Here is a 16,993-nt window from a genome sequence, read left to right as displayed (position 1 = left end):
GATACTTCCACACCCTTCCGAGAGTTTTTCGTGGCCCATCCTGCCCAACGTCGCTGGTATCCGCTGGTCTTTGCCATTGCCGCTCTGGTGTTGCTGCCGCTGAGCGTTTTGCTGTTGTCCTGGCAAAACATTGACGGCCAGATCTGGAGCCATTTGTGGGACACACAGATGCCGCGCCTGCTGGGCAACACGCTGACGCTGATTGTTGGCGTAGGCATTGGGGTGACCTTGCTCGGCGTCAGCCTGGCGTGGCTGACCAGCCTCTGCGAGTTCCCCGGCAGGCGCTGGCTGGACTGGGCGCTGATGCTGCCGTTTGCGATTCCGGCCTATGTACTGGCGTTTGTCTTTGTTGGTCTGCTGGACTTCGCCGGGCCGGTGCAAACCCTGTTGCGAGAATGGTTTGGCATGGGCCTGAGGCTGCCTCGGGTGCGCTCCACCGGCGGCGTGATCATCGTGTTGATTCTGGTGTTCTACCCCTACGTGTACCTGCTGGCGCGCACCGCCTTTTTGGCCCAGGGCAAAGGCCTGATGGAAGCCGCCCGCATTCTGGGGCAAAGCCCGTGGCAGGCGTTTTGGCGGGTCGCCTTGCCCATGGCGCGCCCGGCCATTGGCGCCGGTGTGGCGTTGGCGTTGATGGAAACCCTGGCCGATTTTGGCGCCGTCTCGGTGTTCAACTTCGACACCTTTACCACCGCGATCTACAAAACCTGGTACGGCTTTTTTAGCCTGTCGACCGCCGCCCAATTGGCCAGCCTGTTGCTGCTGGTGGTGATGGTCGTGCTTTACGGTGAACGCCGGGCGCGGGGTGCCAGCCGGGCCAGCAACGAACGGCCACGGGTCAAGGCCTTGTATCACTTGCGCGGCCCTAAAGCCTGGCTGGCCAGCGGCTGGTGCCTGTTGGTGTTTGCCTGCGCCTTCGTCATCCCGCTGCTGCAATTGGTGGTGTGGTTCTGGCAGCGCGGACGTTTTGATCTGGATGAACGCTACACCGGGCTGATCCTGCACACCCTGTATCTGGGCAGCATGGCCGCGCTGATTACCGTCTGCGTGGCGCTGGTGCTGGCGTTTGCCCGGCGTCAGGCGCCGACCCCGGCGATTCGCGCCGGGGTCAGTCTGGCCAATCTCGGGTATGCCTTGCCGGGCTCGGTGTTGGCGGTGTCGATCATGTTGGCCTTCAGCTACCTGGACCGCGAGCTGGTGGTGCCGGTGTCGGGCTGGTTAGGCGGGGCGGGCAAGCCGCTGTTGCTGGGCAGCTTGTCGGCGTTGCTGCTGGCGTATCTGGTGCGCTTTATCGCGGTAGCCTATGGCCCGCTGGAAAACAGCCTGGCGCGGATTCGACCGTCTTTGCCCGAGGCGGCCCGCAGCCTGGGTGTGAGTGGCCCGCGACTGTTTTTCAAAGTGTATCTGCCGTTACTCCTGCCGGGCACTCTGAGCGCAGCGCTGCTGGTGTTTGTCGATGTACTCAAAGAGATGCCTGCCACCTTGCTGATGCGCCCATTCGGCTGGGACACGCTGGCGGTACGGATCTTTGAGATGACCAGTGAGGGCGAGTGGGCGCGGGCGTCCCTGCCAGCATTGACCTTGGTGCTGGTGGGTTTGCTACCGGTGATCGGCCTGATTCGCCGCTCGGCCTATCACAACGGTTAGGTGCCAGTCCTCCTGCATACGGCTACAATGCGCGGCATTCGGTGCGGTCTGTCTGTCAGGCCAGGTCGTTTGTTAAACGCGCAAAGGCCTGTTTCAACAGCCTCAAACGTTCTACAAGCCTGTCCGCACCTTCGCCAAGCCCGGAAGGAGAAACCCATGGGACAGCGTACGCCTCTGTATGACCTGCATCTCGCCTTAGGCGCGAAAATGGTCGATTTTGGCGGTTGGGATATGCCCTTGCATTACGGCTCGCAAGTTGAGGAACACCATGAGGTGCGCCGCGACTGTGGGGTTTTTGATGTCTCGCATATGACCGTGATTGACGTCACCGGGGATCAGGCCAAGGAATGGCTACAGCATTTGTTGGCAAACGATGTCGAACGTCTGAACACACCCGGCCGCGCACTGTATAGCGCCATGCTCAACGAAAACGGCGGGGTGGTGGACGACATGATCGTCTACCTGATGCCAACGGGTTATCGGCTTATCGTTAACGCCGCCACCCGCGATCAGGACCTGGCCTGGATGAACAGCCACCTGGGCGGCTACGCCGTGCAGTTGCATGAGCGCCCCGAGTTGGCGCTGCTGGCCATTCAAGGCCCACAGGCCCGGCACAAAGTGGCCGAGCTGGTGAGCCAGTCTCGTAGCCAGCTTATTCAGCAGCTCAAGCCCTTTGAAGGGCAGGTCAGCGGCGATTGGTTTATCGCCCGCACCGGCTATACCGGTGAAGACGGCCTGGAAATTGTGCTCCCGGCCGATCAAGCGCCCTCGTTCTTTAACGATCTGGTCGGCGCCGGCATTTCTCCGATAGGCTTGGGCGCGCGCGATACCTTGCGCCTTGAGGCTGGCATGAACCTGTATGGGCAGGATATTCACCTGTCTGTCTCGCCCCTTTCAGCCAATATGGCGTGGACTGTCGCCTGGGAACCCGCCTCGCGTAACTTCATCGGGCGCGAAGCGCTGGAGGCAGAAAAGGCCAGCGGCTCACGGCTCAAGCTGGTGGGTTTGGTGCTGGAAGAGCGCGGTGTCCTACGTGCACATCAGGTCGTTCGCATCGCAGATGTTGGCGAAGGAGAGATCACCAGTGGTAGCTTCTCTCCTACGCTAAGCAAATCGATTGCATTGGCGCGAGTTCCGATGGCAACGGCCGACCGTGCCGAGGTTGAAATTCGTGGCAAGTGGTACCCGGTTCGCGTGGTTAAACCGACTTTTGTACGTCTTGGCAAAGCCTTGATCTAACGTTTACTGGCAGGCTTGCCTACCGTGTGAGCCGCTGACATTTCTTCTTGAGGACACTGAATATGAGCAATATCCCTGCGGACCTGCGCTTTGCTGAAAGTCACGAGTGGGCACGTCTGGAAGCTGATGGCTCGATTACCGTCGGTATCAGCGACCACGCTCAAGAAGCGCTGGGGGATGTGGTGTTTGTTGAGCTGCCGGAAGTGGGCACAGTGTTCAAGGCAGCTGATACAGCGGGCGTGGTTGAGTCGGTAAAAGCCGCTTCGGACATTTACTCGCCAGTGTCGGGCGAAGTGATTGCAGTCAATGAAGGTCTGGCGGATGCCCCTGAAGGGCTGAACGACGATTCGTACGCCAACTGGATCTTCAAGCTCAAGCCATCCGACACCGCTGAGCTGGAAAAACTGCTGGATGCTGCTGGCTACAAAGCCGCTATCGGCGAGTAAACCACCCCCTCTGTAGGAGCGAGCTCGCCTCGCGATCTTTTGATCTTTTAAAAGATCGCGAGGCGAGCTCGCTCCTACAGAGTTATAGGTGTTAAGCGTCTTTGAGTACGGCTTTAACCGCCGCTACTGAACGCTCGACATCGGCCTTGGTCATGGCGGTAAACATCGGCAGGGACACGATTAAACGTCCTACACGTTCGGCCACCGGCAACATCCCTTCCTTGAACCCGCGCTCGCGGTACAAGCTCAGCAAGTGAATCGGCGGGTAGTGGTAGCCGATGCCGACGCCCAACGCCTGCATTTCTTTCATAAAGGTCGCACGTGCCGGCTGGCCGTCTTTGCGCTCGGGCAAGACCAGTTGGAACAGGTGCCAGTTGGTGTTGGTGAAGTCAGCCACCGGCAGTTGCGCGCCGTACTCGGCTTCAAAATCCGCGCCGAAGCAGTCGAAGTAATGCTTGGCCAGCTCACGGCGATGCGCCGTGATGGCTTCGATGTGGGCAAATTGGCCCAGGCCGATCGCCGCAGCGATGTCGGTCATGTTGAACTTGCCACCCAGCACGTCCACATCCAGGCCGTCGAAACCGGTGCGGGTCACGCCTTGCAGGCGGTACTTCTCGGCCAGACGGGCTTCTTCCTCGTTATTCAGAACCAGGCAACCGCCCTCGGACGAGGTGATGTTCTTGTTGGCCTGGAAGCTGAACGACACGAAATCACCGCGAGCGCCAATGCGCTGCCCCTGCCAGCTCGAACCCAGGGCTTGAGCGGCGTCTTCGACAACGCGTAGGTTGTGTTTTTTCGCCAGCGCGTAGAGCGCATCCATGTCGACAGGCAAGCCCGACAGGTACACCGGAATAATGGCTTTGGTGCGTGGCGTGATGGCCGCTTCAACCTTGGCCAGGTCGATGTTGCGGGTCACCGGATCGATGTCTGCAAACACCGGGGTGGCGCCGACTTCGATGATCACGTTAGCGGTGGCTACCCACGAAATAGGCGTGGTGATCACCTCGTCGCCCGCACCGATACCGGCGATGCGCAGGGCGATTTCCATGGTGCACGTGCCGGAGTTGAACGTGCGCACCGGGCGCCCGCCAAAGTACTCGGACAACTGCGCCTCGAACGCCTGAACCTTTGGCCCGCTGGTGATCCAGCCCGAGCGCAACACGTCGCCGACGGCAGCAATAGTGGCTTCATCAATGGTGGGTTTGGAAAACGGCAGGAAAGGCAGGGAACTCATAGAGGCTAGACGTCCGATGTGAATTTGGGTGAGTAAAGCATACCCAGCGCGTTGTTCACAGCCGGTGAAAATTCTGTATGAAAGCTGAATGAGCGTGTAGGTCTAACGGTCCCGTAGCAGTTGCCGAGCCTGCGAGGCTACGTCCGATTGCGCAGCGATCGTAAACCCTAAACGCACGTAGCCTCGCAGGCTCGGCAACTGCTACAGGTTCAGGGGTTACTCTGATGTGGCGTTCTTGACCAGAATCGCGTTAGCCAGATCCATGTCGCTGACTTTCATGTTCGGGTTGTCAGAGCGCACTTGCTGCATCGCCGACTCCAGATAAGGCCCACGGATTTCGCCGTTGCTGGCGACAAAGCTGCCTGCGTCGTCTTGAGCGGCAATCACTTTGCGGTCTTTTTTGAAGGTCAGGTACGTCGAACCGGTCGTCGCCCCCGAAGACAAGACGTCACGCCAAAAGCCGTCGGCCATGGCTGAAACAGGAAAGGACAACAGTGCAGCGGCAGCGACAGCATATTTGAGGCGCATGAGAGGTACTCCAAAAAGGTTAACTGAGACGTTTGATTGCGCTTGTATCAGTCTAGTTCCGATGGACGCCGGGTTTGACGCAACATTTAGGCATATCGCCAGGCCGGGTTATCCCGTTTAGAGGTCAGGCGTCACTCGCAAGGCTTCTTCCAGCGTGGTCATGCCGCTGGTCACCTTTTGTGCAGCTGCGATTCGCAATGGCCGCATTCCTTCAGTGCAGGCGTCACGGCGCAGGGCGTTGATGTCGGTTTGCGGGTTGATCAGCGCGCTCAGGCGGTCGTTCATCAGCATGATTTCGTACACCCCGGAGCGCCCGCAATAGCCCGTGTCCCGGCACGCCATGCAGCCATTGGCCTTGTAGGTATGAGCGGGAGGCGGGTGGCCCCAGCCGGGGGCGAAGTGCTGCCAGTCGTGCGCCTGCACGGGCTGCTCGGTCTTGCACTCGGGGCACAGGGTGCGCACCAGCCGTTGGGCCATCACGCCCAGCAGCGTGGCTTTGATCAAGTAAGGCGCAACGCCCAGTTCTTGCAGGCGGCTGATGGCGCTGGGCGCGTCGTTGGTGTGCAGGGTCGACAGCACCAAGTGGCCGGTCAGCGCTGCCTGAATGGCCACTTCGGCGGTTTCGAGGTCGCGTATTTCGCCGAGCATGATGATGTCCGGGTCCTGGCGCATCAGGGCGCGCACGCCGTTGGCAAAGGTCAGGTCGATATTGGCTTGCACCTGCATCTGGTTGAACGCGGGCTCAATCATTTCGATCGGGTCTTCGAGGGTACACAGGTTGATTTGCGGGGTGGCCAATTGCTTGAGGGTGGCGTACAGGGTGCTGGTTTTACCTGAACCGGTGGGGCCGGTGATCAGGATGATGCCGTTGGGCTGGCGGATCATGTGTTCCCAACGCTGCAGGTCTTCGCCGTCAAAGCCCAGTTGGTCGAAGCTTTTGAGCAAGACCTGCGGGTCGAAAATCCGCATGACCATCTTTTCGCCAAAAGCCGTCGGCAAGGTGGCCAGACGCAGCTCGACTTCAGCCCCGGCCGGGGTTTTGGTTTTTAGGCGACCGTCCTGGGGTTTGCGCTTTTCGGCAACGTTCATCCGGCCCAAGCTCTTGAGGCGGCTGACAATGGCCATGGTGACGTGCGGCGGGAATTGGTAAACGGTGTGCAGCACGCCGTCGATACGAAAACGCACGCCACCCTGTTCGCGGCGCGGCTCGATATGGATATCGCTGGCCCGCTGTTCAAAGGCGTACTGAAACAGCCAGTCGACGATATTCACAATGTGCGCGTCGTTGGCGTCGGGCTCCTGGCTGGCGCTGCCCAGCGTTAACAGTTGCTCAAGGTTGGCCGTATTGCTGGTTTTTTGATCATTCAGCACCGCCCCCGTCACCGACTTGGCCACGTTGAAAAACTCCACACTCAGGCGCTGGATCTCCTGGGGGTTGGCAATCACCCGCCGGATGGGGCGCTTGAGCACCTGTTTGAGGTCGGCCTCCCAACTGCTGACCCAAGGCTGGGCGCTGGCAATAGTGATGGTGTGTTCATCGGCGGCCACGGCGAGGATTTGATGGCGCTGGGCGAAGGCAAATGACATGAGCCCGGTGACCGTCGCCACGTCGATCTTGAGCGGGTCGAGGCGCAGGTAGGGTTGGGCGAATTCATCAGCGAGCCACGCGGTCAGGGTTTCGAGGTCCAGGTGTTTGCCGGGGCGGGTGGGGTCTGCAAGCTGTTGATTGGCCAGAAACACCAGCGGATGCAACGGGGCATTGAGTGGCTCGCGGCTGCTGATCAAGGCGTGTTCGGCGCAGCTTTGCTTCAGGCGACCTTGAGCGAGCAATACGGGCAGCAGCTGTTTGAGGGTAAGCCATTGGTCATGAGGCGGGGCATTGCGCATAAACAGCTCCTGGGCGACTTCAAACACTGCGCAGACGGATCCTTGTCTGCGTGTTTGAAGCCTAGCCACCTGGAGCGGATGAAGGCTTGCGCAATGGTTGCCAGCTATTACCCGGTCAATGCTGACCTGGCAGGCTGGGCGAGTTCGAGCGTCATGTCAAAGACGCTGACCAGATTGCGCAATTTTTCGCCAATCACCTGGGCGCGGTGCCAGCTTTGCTCGTCACTGAGGATGTTGATGCTGAAACTGTCGTCATCGCGCAGCACCTCAACGTGCCGGGGCACGAGCTGCTGCAAGGCGAACAGGTTAAGTACCCGGCACAACACATCCGCTTCGGCCTCTGCCTGAATACAAAACCGCACCGCACACGGCGCTGCATGGCTGGCCCAGACATCGGGGCGGGTTGAGGGGTAGACGGCTTCCAGCGGCGGCATGGGATGACTCCTGATTAGGCTGGAGAAATATTTACACGTCGGGCGCGGTTTTTTTTATCTAAGATGCATCGATTACGCGTCAGAAAGACTTATTCAGGTCGTCAATAACTTATCCACAGGTATTTTTATGCAAGGCGAACTCGACGCTTACGACCGGCGCATCCTCGCGCTGCTGCAACAAGACGCTTCGCTGTCCAGCGCACAGATCGCCGAACAGGTGGGGTTGTCGCAATCACCGTGCTGGCGGCGCATTCAGCGGATGAAAGACGAGGGCATTATTCGCGGGCAAGTGACCTTGCTGGACCGCAAGAAAATCGGCCTCAACACGCAGATTTTTGCCGAGATCAAACTCAATGCGCACGGGCGCTCCAACTTCACCGAATTCACCGACGCCATTCGCGGGTTTCCTGAGGTGCTGGAGTGTTATGTGCTGATGGGGGCGGTGGACTTTTTGTTGCGTATCGTCACGGCTGACATTGAGGCGTATGAGCGCTTCTTTTTCGAGAAGCTGTCGATGGTGCCGGGTATCCAGGAGGTGAACTCAATCGTTGCGCTGTCTGAGATCAAATCCACCACGTGCCTGCCGGTTTAAATCAAAGCAAAAAAATGGCCTTCGCGAGGAAGGCCATTGTTCAGGCTGTCAGTGAACAAACAGCGCAATCAGGATGATGATCGGGATTGGGATGCCGAGAAAAAACAACAGAATCGAGCGCATTTTTATTCTCCAGAGTTAACGATCAGTGGGGGTGAGGTAGGTCACGGCATCGCGACGGCGACCACCAAAAGTTGCACACAGGCTGGCAAAGAACGCGCCGAGCAGCAGTGTGATGAAGGCCCACAAGGTGCTCCAGGCAGCTGCTTTGGCAGCCATGTCAGCAGCTTCTTTGGCTTTGACCTTGGCGTCTTCAATGGCCTGATGGGCTTTGGCGTAGACCTGGTCAACCCGTTGCTCGGCCTCTGGCTGAGTCAGGTTGGTACGCTGGGCGACGATCTGCGCCAGGTAGCTGCGGTCCTCGGCGTTCAGCTCGCCGTCATGCAGGCCGCGCACCAGAATGCGGCTTACGACGCTGCGCACATCTTGCTCGCTGAGGGCTGTGCCCTGGTCATTGCGAAACAGGCTGTCGATGAAATATTCCGGGCCTTTATCGCCGCCGCCTTTGCGCATGTGCTCACCGGCTGCACTGGTAACAGCTGAGGCCGCACCGGAAGCCACGTTAGCCGTCGCCTGAACGCCGCTGCCGACAACGCTGCTCAGGGAGCTGGCGATCAGTACCGCAGACACCAGCGTGGCCACTGCCCACGACAAGAAGCCGTGTGCGGTGTCGCGAAAGTACACTTCATCGCCGTGCATGCTGGACCATTTGACCCGCAGACGACCGGCCAGGTAACCGCCCATGCCTGAGGCAATGATTTGCGTTAAGGCAAGCCAGATAATCGCAGTAAAGCCCAGCGCTTTGGCGCCGACGCCTTCATCGGCCCACGGCGAAACGGCCGAAAAACCCAATCCGGCACCCAGCAAAATCAGCAGCAAAGAAAGTGAAGCCGCGGCAGCAGCCCCCGCAAAAATTGCGGCCCAGGACACGCCTGACTGGTTGGAGGAATCCTGCGGGGCAGGAGGATAGTGCTCTGTCGTCCCGATCATTATTGTTGTGCTCCTGAAATGAAATGAGGTGCAGCCTTCATTCAGGGAATTGCAGGGGCCATGCCAAGCCGGGTTTTGTGGATAACTTGAGGTTTATCAACAAGATAGGTTTTTGAGTAAAACGGACAATCATGCAGCCTGCATGATTCGGGCAAATAAAGACGGGCGTAATGCATTGAAACAATTAGCCGGGGTACGCGGTGAGCCAAACAAAACGGGAGGCCTTGGCCTCCCGTTTGTGGGGTATCAATGATGACGGTGCTTTCTTTTCTTGTGATGACCGTAGGCATGGCCACGGCTCCGGTGGTCATCGCGGTAGTAGCGACGGTCGTCGCGGTCACGGGCGCGGCGATCATCGGCATCGCTTTTATTGCCCATGTAATTGCCCAGTGCGCCGCCAGCACCGCCGCCTGCGGCAGAACCGACCAGAGCGCCCGTGCTGCCGCCCACTCCACGGCCCAACACGTTACCGCCGGCGGCGCCCAAAGCACCGCCAATGGCTGCTTCGCCACGGCTGCGCTTGTCTGCACCCACTGCGCTGCCTGCTGCGCCGCCCACGCCAGCACCAATGGTTGAGCCGGTAGAACCGCCCAGTTGTTGGCCAACCACGGCGCCCAGCACCCCGCCCAATGCGCCGCCTACACCGGCTTCGGTGGTGCCACCGGCCGAGGCGACGCCACTGACCAGGCCGAGGGACAACAAGAGAATGGAGGTGAGCTTCATGGGTGAGCCTCAAAAGAATGACGGGGCGATCCTGAGGCTCAAAAGGGTTGGTTACAATCGGAATCCGACCAGTAACACGAGTTGTACACAATTACCTAACTTATTGTTTTTGTTGGGGAACTTAATAACTTTTTGAGAGTCTATCTCTCGTTCAGACAGGCTGCTTTTAACCAAAGCAGCCTTTTTTGTGCCTGAAAAAAATAGTTTGAAAACCCTGTAGCCGCTTAGCTCGCCTTCGCCATGATCAATCTCGACGGGCTGGCTGCTTCCAGGCAGATCGCGACGAATTTTGACGTTGGCGTATGGCTGCCATCACCGGTGCTTTCTAGCGGCACCAGCGGGTTGACCTCCGGGTAGTAAGCCGCGGCTTGCCCGGCCGGAATATCAAACGCCAGCAAGGTGAAGTTCTTCACCCGACGTTCATGCTGGTCATCCCAAATCGAAACGATGTCGACCTTCTGCCCCGGCTTGAAGCCCAGGCGGATGATGTCGGCTTCGTTGACGAACAGCACGTCGCGCTGGCCTTTGACCCCGCGATAACGGTCATCGAGGCCGTAGATGGTGGTGTTGTACTGATCGTGGGAGCGCATGGATTGCAGGATCAGGTCCGGCAGCTTGCCCGTGGCGCGGGTGCGGGCGTCGATCAGGTCTTGCGGCAACGCATTGATGCGGAAGTTGGCACGCTGGGTCGGCGTGTTCCACTGGCGCGCCCCGGCCGAGTTGCCGAGGTAGAAACCGCCAGGGTTCTGGATGCGCGTGTTGAAGTCTTTGAACCCTGGAATGGTGTCGGCAATCAGCTCGCGAATGCGGCCGTAGTCGGCCATGATCCAGTTCCAGTCGATGGGGTGCGTGCCCAGTGTGGCAGCGGCAATCCCGGCGATGATGGCAGGCTCCGAACGCATTTGATTCGACAGTGCCTTGAGCTGGCCATTGGAGGCGTGGACCATGCTGAACGAGTCTTCAACAGTGACCGCTTGCGGGCCTTCGGCCTGATGGTCGATGTCGGTACGGCCCAGGCACGGCAAAATCAGCGCCTCTTTGCCATGCATTAAATGGCTGCGGTTGAGCTTGGTGCTGATCTGTACCGTGAGGTCGCAATTGCGCAGCGCTTCGGCCGTGCGCGGGCTGTCGGGCGTGGCTTGAGCAAAGTTGCCGCCCAGGCCGATAAACACCTTGGCCCGGCCTTCGAGCATGGCGTGAATGGCTTCGACCACGTTGTGGCCGTTTTCACGCGGTACTTTGAAATTGAAGCGGCGCTCCAGCGCATCAAGGAAGGCCACCGGTGGGCGTTCGTTGATGCCCATGGTGCGGTCGCCCTGCACGTTACTGTGGCCACGCACCGGGCACAGGCCCGCGCCGGGGCGGCCGATGTTGCCGCGCAGGAGCATCAGGTTGGCGATTTCCTGAATGGTCTGGACCGAATGGCGGTGCTGGGTGATGCCCATCGCCCAGCACATGATTACGTTCTTGCCCTTGAGGTACATGCGCGCGGCGCGCTCAATGTCCACCAGGGTCAGGCCCGATTGCTCGACGATGTGCTCCCACGACGTGTCGTCCAGGCTGGAGATGTAATCGAGGATGCCCGAGGTGTGTTCATTCAAAAACGCGTGATCGAACACCGCCGGTTCGCCCGCCGCCTGTGCATCGCGCTCCCATTGCAACAGGAACTTGGCCATGCCGCGCAGCAAGGCCATGTCGCCGCCCAGCGCCGGGCGCAGGTAGGCGGTGTTGGTCGGGCGGTCGCCGTTGGTGAGCATTTCCAGTGGATGTTGCGGATGCTGGAAGCGTTCCAGGCCGCGCTCTTTCAGCGGGTTGACGCACACCACTTGAGCGCCGCGTTTAACCGCCTCACGCAGCGGTTCAAGCATGCGCGGGTGGTTGGTGCCGGGGTTCTGGCCCAGCACGAAAATCGCGTCGGCGTGTTCAAAGTCGTCGAACGTCACGGTGCCTTTGCCGACCCCGATGCTTTGCGCCAGGGCCACGCCGCTGGCCTCGTGGCACATGTTGGAGCAGTCCGGGAAGTTGTTGGTGCCGAACGCCCGCACAAACAGCTGATACAGATAAGCCGCTTCGTTGCTGGCGCGGCCCGAGGTGTAAAACTCGGCCTCGTTGGGGCTCGACAGGTTCAGCAGATGACGGGCGATCACGCTGTTGGCCGCGTCCCAACTGATGGGCTCGTAATGATCGGTTTCGGCGTTGTAGCGCATTGGCTCGGTCAGGCGGCCCTGATATTCCAGCCAGTAGTCACTTTGCTCCAGCAACGCGCTGACGCTGTATTTAGCGAAGAAGGCCGCATCCACCCGGCGCTTGGTCGCTTCCCAGTTCACCGCCTTGGCGCCGTTCTCGCAGAACTTGACCATGCCGCTTTCCGGCGAGTCGCCCCAGGCGCAGCCCGGGCAGTCGAAACCGCCGTTCTGGTTGGTCTTGAGCATCATGCGCAGGTTTTTCAGTGCGTTGTCGCTGGTCAACCAGGCCTGCGCCACACTGATCAGTGCGCCCCAGCCGCCGGCCGGGCCTTTATAAGGCTTGTAGCGCGGAGTCGGGGTTTGGTCGGCTTGATGATGAAGGCTCACGATTGAATCTCCTGCGCAGGGCTGTACACCCGTGGCGCGCTTTTTTGTGGCAGATGAATAAGGTTGAGGTTGTGACGCCGGGCCCATTGCAGCGCCAGGCCCGTGGGCGAGGACAGGCTGATCAGGGTTTGAATCCCGGCGCGCAACACTTTTTGAATCAGCTCAAGGCTGCAACGGCTGGTGACAATCGCTGCGCCGCCGCTCAGGTCGATGTGTTGGCGCACCAGCGCACCGATCAGTTTGTCCAGGGCGTTGTGCCTGCCGATGTCTTCGCGGCCCATCAGCAGTTCGCCCTTGGCGTCCATATACACCGCCGCATGCACCGCGCCGCAGTGCTGGCCCAAGGGCTGGAATTCGCTGATGCGCTGGCGCAAACCGTCGAGCCATTGAGCGGGCGGTAATGGCGCACCGGGCAGCACCTTGAGGTCCGGCAACGCTTGCTCCACCGCTTCGACGCCACACAACCCGCAGCCGCTGGTGCCGGCCAGTTGGCGGCGTTGCTGCTTGAGGTTCCAGAACGCCCGGCTGGCGATCTCGACCTGCGCGTACTGCGCCGAGCCTGAGCCGCTGAGCTTGAGGTCGTAGATTTCACTGGCGTCATGGATGATGCCGCTGCCCAGGCTAAAGCCGACGATAAAGTCTTCAAGGTCGGTCGGCGTCACCAGCATCACGGCCTGGCTGATGCCGTTGTAGGCAATCGCCAGGGCCACTTCTTCAGCCAGCGCCGTTTCTGCGCCACTGCTGTGGTCGAGCGTGACGTACTGATAAGTCTGGCTGGCAGCAGGCGCGGGCGTACTGAGAGCGGGCGCCGCGCACAAAGGGCGCTTGGCGTTCATAGGGCTTTACCAACGTGGTCTATGACCCTAAGCGTAGGCGCGACACTAAGTCGCGTCTAATCGCTAGCGTTGATCTGCTGATAGATGGCGTCGATCATGACGGGCTCAGTGATTTCTGAAACAGCGCAAAACAGGCTTCTGCCAACGCCGAACGCGGCGCCTCCCGGCGCATGATCAACCCCAGCTGCGCCAAGGTTTGGGCGTCTTCAATGGGGTGCAGGCGCAAGGTGTCCGTCAGCGCTTCAAGCCCGCCTTCCAGCGGCATGACCGCGCAGCAGAGCCCTGCGTGGACCGCTTGCAGCAACTGATGCACGGCATCAGTTTGTAACAAAGGGCGGGGCGTGAGGCCACGGCTGTGGAAGTTGTGATCAATGGATTGGCGAAAGTGCATGCCGCCGCTGAGCAGCCCCAGTGGTAACTCAATCAGCGCCTCCCAGCTCAGGGGCTGTTCGCCAAAGTTGAAATGCCGTTGGTCGTAAAGTAAGCCCATCCGGGTGATGCCCAGGGCCAGTGAGTCAAAGCGCTCGTGGTCGAGGCGGTCCAGATACGACACACCAATGTCGAGCTGGTTGCTGGCCAGTTGCTCAAGGATATGTTCCGAACTCAGGGCCGACAGCTCAAAGCGCAGCTCGGGGTGTTGCTGGTGCAGGCGCTGCAATAAAGGCAGCGGGTCGAAGCTTGAAAGCGGCACTACGCCCAGGCGCAACGTACCGATCAAATTGCCGCGACAGGCCGCCGCTTCGGCCTGCAAGCCGTCGTAGGCCGCCAGCACCGTACGCGCCCAAGCGAGCACGCGTTCACCCGGTGCGGTAAAACTTTCGAAACGCTGGCCACGGTTGACCAGTTGCAGGTCAAGCTCTTGCTCAAGGCTGCGCAGGCGCATCGACAGCGTGGGCTGGGTGATGTGGCAACGGGCAGCGGCCTGGCCGAAATGCCGGGTTTCATCCAGGGCAATGAGGAATTTCAGCTGTTTGATGTCCATCGTTGCTCCAGCAATGATGGTCTACGCTTAGGTCTCTGGATATTTCAACCTTTAGGAGCGTGACCGATGAGCCTTTTAAGCTTTGTGAAAGAAGCAGGTGAAAAGCTAGCCCACCTGTTTACACCGGGTAATGCCAATGCCTCAGACGAACTCAAAAAGCACGTAGCGGACGTGGGCTTGGGCAATCCTAATATCAAAGCCGAGGTAGAGGGCGACAAGATAACCCTCACCGGCGAAGTCGCGTCGCAAGAAGAGAAAGAAAAAATCGTCTTGGCCGCTGGCAACATTGAAGGCGTCGCCAGTGTTGACGACCAGATCACCGTGACCGGGCCGACCGTTGTGGCTTCGCGTTTTGTCGTGGTGAAAAAAGGCGACACCCTGAGCGCGATTTCGCTGGCGGTGTATGGCGATGCCAACCAGTACAACAAAATCTTTGAAGCCAACAAACCGCTGCTCAAAGACGTGAACAAAATCTACCCAGGCCAGACACTGCGTATTCCTGAGTAAATTGATCTGTGTAGGAGCGAGCTTGCCTCGCGATCTTTTGATCGTTTAAAAGATCGCGAGGTAAGCTCGCTCCTACACGTTTATGCGTGAATCAAAGCCCTTCCAGCAACTCGCGATAATCCCCCAGTGCTGCGAACTCTTCGGTGTCTTTCGGGCCTTTTTTGCTGTCTGGCTGTTTGACCGCCAGCAAGTGGCCGATGCCGAATGCACGGGCGCTGCGCAAAATTGGCAAGGTGTCGTCGATAAACAGGCTGCGGCTTGGGTCAAAGCCGATATCGGCTTGCAAGGCATCCCAAAACGCCGGGCTTTCCTTGGGGAAGCCGTAATCGTGGGAGCTGATCAGGCGCTCGAAATACGGCGCCAGCTCGATGCGCTCCAGCTTCAAAGACAACGAATCGCGGTGCGCGTTGGTGATCAGAATCACCCGCTTGCCAGCCTGTTTGATCGCCGCTAAAAAGGTGTCTGCATCCGGGCGCAGGGCAATCAGGTGCGCGGTTTCGAGCTTGAGCTCACGCACCGGGATCTTCAGCTCGCGGCTCCAGAAATCCAGGCAGTACCACTTCAACTGGCCTGCGTTGTTTTCAAACAGCGGCGTGAGCTCAAGGTCGGCCATGGCGCGGCTGATGCCATGCAGCTCGGCATAGCGCTGCGGCAGGTGTTCGAGCCAAAAGTGGTTGTCGTAGTGCAGGTCGAGCAGTGTGCCGTCCATGTCCAGCAGAACGGTATCAATGTCGCGCCAGGGTAACGCTGTCATGCAAAACTTCTCCCACAGTAGAAAAACATCCGACACAGACAATCGGAAAAGCCGGGGTATAGTAACCCGTTCATATTGAGGAGCCGCTATGCGCCAAAAACCCACCGTACTTGCCCGTGAAATTGTTGCCAGTAGCCGATTGTTTCGGGTCGAAGAAGTGCAACTGCGCTTTTCCAATGGCGTTGAGCGCACTTACGAGCGGCTGGTGGGGCGCGGTAACGGCTATGGCGCGGTCATGATCGTGGCAATGATTGATGCCGAACACGCCATCCTGGTCGAAGAATATTGTGGCGGCACCGACGAATATGAAGTCTCGTTGCCCAAAGGCTTGATCGAGCCGGGCGAAGACGTGCTGGCAGCCGCTGAGCGTGAATTGAAAGAAGAAGCAGGCTTTGGCGCCCGCCAGCTTGAGCATTTGACTGAGCTGTCGTTGTCGCCGGGGTACATGAGCCAGAAAATTCAGGTGGTGCTGGCTTCTGATCTGTACGAAGCCCACCTCGAAGGCGACGAGCCGGAGCCGATGCGGGTTGACCGCGTCAACTTGCGTGAGCTGTCGACGCTGGTGCAAAACCCGCAGTTCAGCGAAGGCCGTGCCTTGGCCGCGCTGTACCTGGCGCGTGATCTGTTGACCCAGCGCGGAGTGTTTAAACCGTGAGCCTGGCGCATCCTTTGTTAGCCCCGGTGATTGAACTCGCGCACTGTGCAGGCGAGGCCATTTTGCCGTTTTGGCGTGCGGATGTTGCTGTCACCGCCAAAGACGATAACTCTCCGGTCACCGCAGCTGACCTCGCGGCGCACCACATTTTGTTCGATGGCCTGACCGCGTTGGACCCGAGCATCCCGGTGTTGTCGGAAGAAGACGCCAACATCGCGCAGAGCGTGCGCGCTGGCTGGACACGCTGGTGGCTGGTTGACCCGTTGGACGGCACCAAGGAGTTCATCTCCGGCAGCGAAGAATTCACCGTCAACATTGCTCTGGTCGAGAACGGTCGCGTGGTGTTCGGCGTGGTTTCAATGCCCACCAGTGGTCGTTGCTACTACGGTGGCGCGGGCCTGGGCGCCTGGCGGGCGGACGCGGACGTGATCGTACCGATCAATGTGCGCGACGTGCCGCCCGCCGGTGAGCCGCTGATCGTAGTGGCCAGCCGTCGGCATTCAAGCCCCGAGCAAGAGCGCTTGCTGGCCGGGCTGGAGACGGCTGTCGGGAAGTTGGAAACCGCCAACATTGGCAGCTCATTGAAGTTCTGTTTGCTGGCTGAAGGCGCGGCAGATTGTTACCCGCGTCTGGCGCCGACTTCGCAATGGGACACAGCCGCCGCACAAGGCGTGCTTGAAGGGGCGGGCGGGGTGGTGTTGCAGCTCGATGGCCAGCCGTTCACGTATCCGGCGCGGGAATCGCTGCTCAATGGCTATTTTTTGGCGTTGCCCGCGAAGGCGCCATGGCGTGAGCAGTTGTTGGCGTTGGCGCAAGGTTAAAAGCCACCCCTCTGTAGGAGCGAGCTTGCCTCGCGATCTTTTGATCTTTAAAAGATCGCGAGACAAGGTTTTGGCGAACAGCAGA

At 59.5% G+C, this 16,993-nt stretch carries 17 protein-coding genes; 7 read left to right on the top strand and 10 right to left on the bottom strand.

The window, feature by feature from the left end; all coding sequences use genetic code 11:
* Window positions 1–30 precede the first annotated feature (30 nt).
* From ACJJU9_RS23980 to gcvH, 3 genes are all read left to right on the top strand, one after another.
* Window positions 31–1,647 (top strand): iron ABC transporter permease, encoded by a 1,617-nt coding sequence (locus tag ACJJU9_RS23980; protein ID WP_323370165.1) that lies wholly within the window; start codon window positions 31–33, stop codon window positions 1,645–1,647.
* Window positions 1,648–1,803: 156 nt separating this feature from the next.
* The gene (gene gcvT / locus ACJJU9_RS23975; RefSeq protein WP_048388843.1) at window positions 1,804–2,886 is read left to right on the top strand and encodes a glycine cleavage system aminomethyltransferase GcvT; all 1,083 of its coding nucleotides are present in this window, start codon (window positions 1,804–1,806) and stop codon (window positions 2,884–2,886) included.
* Between the two features lie 62 nt (window positions 2,887–2,948).
* Window positions 2,949–3,332, top strand: coding sequence for a glycine cleavage system protein GcvH (gcvH, locus tag ACJJU9_RS23970; RefSeq protein WP_407729692.1), 384 nt, complete (start codon window positions 2,949–2,951; stop codon window positions 3,330–3,332).
* Window positions 3,333–3,423: 91 nt separating this feature from the next.
* On the opposite strand, the gene ACJJU9_RS23965 is transcribed toward gcvH, so the two are convergent.
* From ACJJU9_RS23965 to ACJJU9_RS23950, 4 genes are all read right to left on the bottom strand, one after another.
* The gene (locus ACJJU9_RS23965; RefSeq protein ID WP_048366872.1) at window positions 3,424–4,566 is read right to left on the bottom strand and encodes a DegT/DnrJ/EryC1/StrS aminotransferase family protein; all 1,143 of its coding nucleotides are present in this window, start codon (window positions 4,564–4,566) and stop codon (window positions 3,424–3,426) included.
* Between the two features lie 216 nt (window positions 4,567–4,782).
* Window positions 4,783–5,094: a DUF2388 domain-containing protein gene (locus ACJJU9_RS23960; RefSeq protein ID WP_407729691.1), complete on the bottom strand. Its 312-nt coding sequence runs from the start codon at window positions 5,092–5,094 to the stop codon at window positions 4,783–4,785.
* Between the two features lie 117 nt (window positions 5,095–5,211).
* Window positions 5,212–6,981, bottom strand: a complete 1,770-nt coding sequence (locus ACJJU9_RS23955) for a GspE/PulE family protein (RefSeq protein WP_407729690.1) — start codon at window positions 6,979–6,981, stop codon at window positions 5,212–5,214.
* Between the two features lie 107 nt (window positions 6,982–7,088).
* A complete protein-coding gene (locus tag ACJJU9_RS23950; RefSeq protein WP_407729689.1) occupies window positions 7,089–7,415 on the bottom strand; it encodes a hypothetical protein in 327 nt (108 codons plus the stop codon).
* A 127-nt stretch (window positions 7,416–7,542) separates the two neighbouring features.
* On the opposite strand from ACJJU9_RS23950, the gene ACJJU9_RS23945 reads away from it, so the two are divergent.
* Window positions 7,543–8,007: an Lrp/AsnC family transcriptional regulator gene (locus ACJJU9_RS23945; RefSeq protein WP_314917473.1), complete on the top strand. Its 465-nt coding sequence runs from the start codon at window positions 7,543–7,545 to the stop codon at window positions 8,005–8,007.
* A 138-nt stretch (window positions 8,008–8,145) separates the two neighbouring features.
* Here the strand turns inward: ACJJU9_RS23945 and ACJJU9_RS23940 are convergent, their stop codons facing one another.
* The 5 genes from ACJJU9_RS23940 to ACJJU9_RS23920 form a co-directional block, all read right to left on the bottom strand.
* A complete protein-coding gene (locus tag ACJJU9_RS23940; protein WP_153434864.1) occupies window positions 8,146–9,057 on the bottom strand; it encodes a hypothetical protein in 912 nt (303 codons plus the stop codon).
* A 246-nt stretch (window positions 9,058–9,303) separates the two neighbouring features.
* Window positions 9,304–9,780 carry a glycine zipper domain-containing protein gene (locus tag ACJJU9_RS23935; RefSeq protein ID WP_407729688.1) on the bottom strand — a complete coding sequence of 159 codons (477 nt, stop codon included), beginning with the start codon at window positions 9,778–9,780 and terminating at the stop codon, window positions 9,304–9,306.
* 224 nt (window positions 9,781–10,004) lie between these two features.
* Window positions 10,005–12,353: an FdhF/YdeP family oxidoreductase gene (locus ACJJU9_RS23930; RefSeq protein ID WP_407729687.1), complete on the bottom strand. Its 2,349-nt coding sequence runs from the start codon at window positions 12,351–12,353 to the stop codon at window positions 10,005–10,007.
* Window positions 12,350–13,189 (bottom strand): formate dehydrogenase accessory sulfurtransferase FdhD, encoded by an 840-nt coding sequence (gene fdhD, locus ACJJU9_RS23925; RefSeq protein ID WP_048388858.1) that lies wholly within the window; start codon window positions 13,187–13,189, stop codon window positions 12,350–12,352. The genes ACJJU9_RS23930 and fdhD overlap by 4 nt, the downstream gene beginning before the upstream one ends.
* 94 nt (window positions 13,190–13,283) lie before the next feature.
* A complete protein-coding gene (locus ACJJU9_RS23920; protein ID WP_048388859.1) occupies window positions 13,284–14,171 on the bottom strand; it encodes a LysR family transcriptional regulator in 888 nt (295 codons plus the stop codon).
* Window positions 14,172–14,237: 66 nt separating this feature from the next.
* Here ACJJU9_RS23920 and lysM point away from each other — a divergent pair, with 66 nt between their 5' ends.
* On the top strand, window positions 14,238–14,678 hold the full coding sequence (lysM, locus tag ACJJU9_RS23915) for a peptidoglycan-binding protein LysM (RefSeq protein ID WP_407729686.1): 441 nt from the start codon (window positions 14,238–14,240) through the stop codon (window positions 14,676–14,678).
* A 91-nt stretch (window positions 14,679–14,769) separates the two neighbouring features.
* Here the strand turns inward: lysM and yrfG are convergent, their stop codons facing one another.
* A complete protein-coding gene (gene yrfG / locus ACJJU9_RS23910; protein WP_314917481.1) occupies window positions 14,770–15,432 on the bottom strand; it encodes a GMP/IMP nucleotidase in 663 nt (220 codons plus the stop codon).
* An 88-nt stretch (window positions 15,433–15,520) separates the two neighbouring features.
* Here yrfG and nudE point away from each other — a divergent pair, with 88 nt between their 5' ends.
* Both nudE and cysQ read left to right on the top strand, forming a co-directional pair.
* The gene (nudE, locus tag ACJJU9_RS23905; RefSeq protein ID WP_048388865.1) at window positions 15,521–16,087 is read left to right on the top strand and encodes an ADP compounds hydrolase NudE; all 567 of its coding nucleotides are present in this window, start codon (window positions 15,521–15,523) and stop codon (window positions 16,085–16,087) included.
* Window positions 16,084–16,908 (top strand): 3'(2'),5'-bisphosphate nucleotidase CysQ, encoded by an 825-nt coding sequence (gene cysQ / locus ACJJU9_RS23900; RefSeq protein WP_407729685.1) that lies wholly within the window; start codon window positions 16,084–16,086, stop codon window positions 16,906–16,908. Before nudE ends, cysQ begins: the two co-directional genes overlap by 4 nt.
* Window positions 16,909–16,993: the final 85 nt, after the last annotated feature.

The sequence above is a fragment of the Pseudomonas helleri genome (assembly GCF_045830615.1).
Classification (GTDB): Bacteria; Pseudomonadota; Gammaproteobacteria; order Pseudomonadales; family Pseudomonadaceae; genus Aquipseudomonas; species Aquipseudomonas helleri.
The sequence above is the reverse complement of the archived record's forward strand: the minus strand, read 5'-3'. Positions and strand labels throughout refer to the sequence as shown.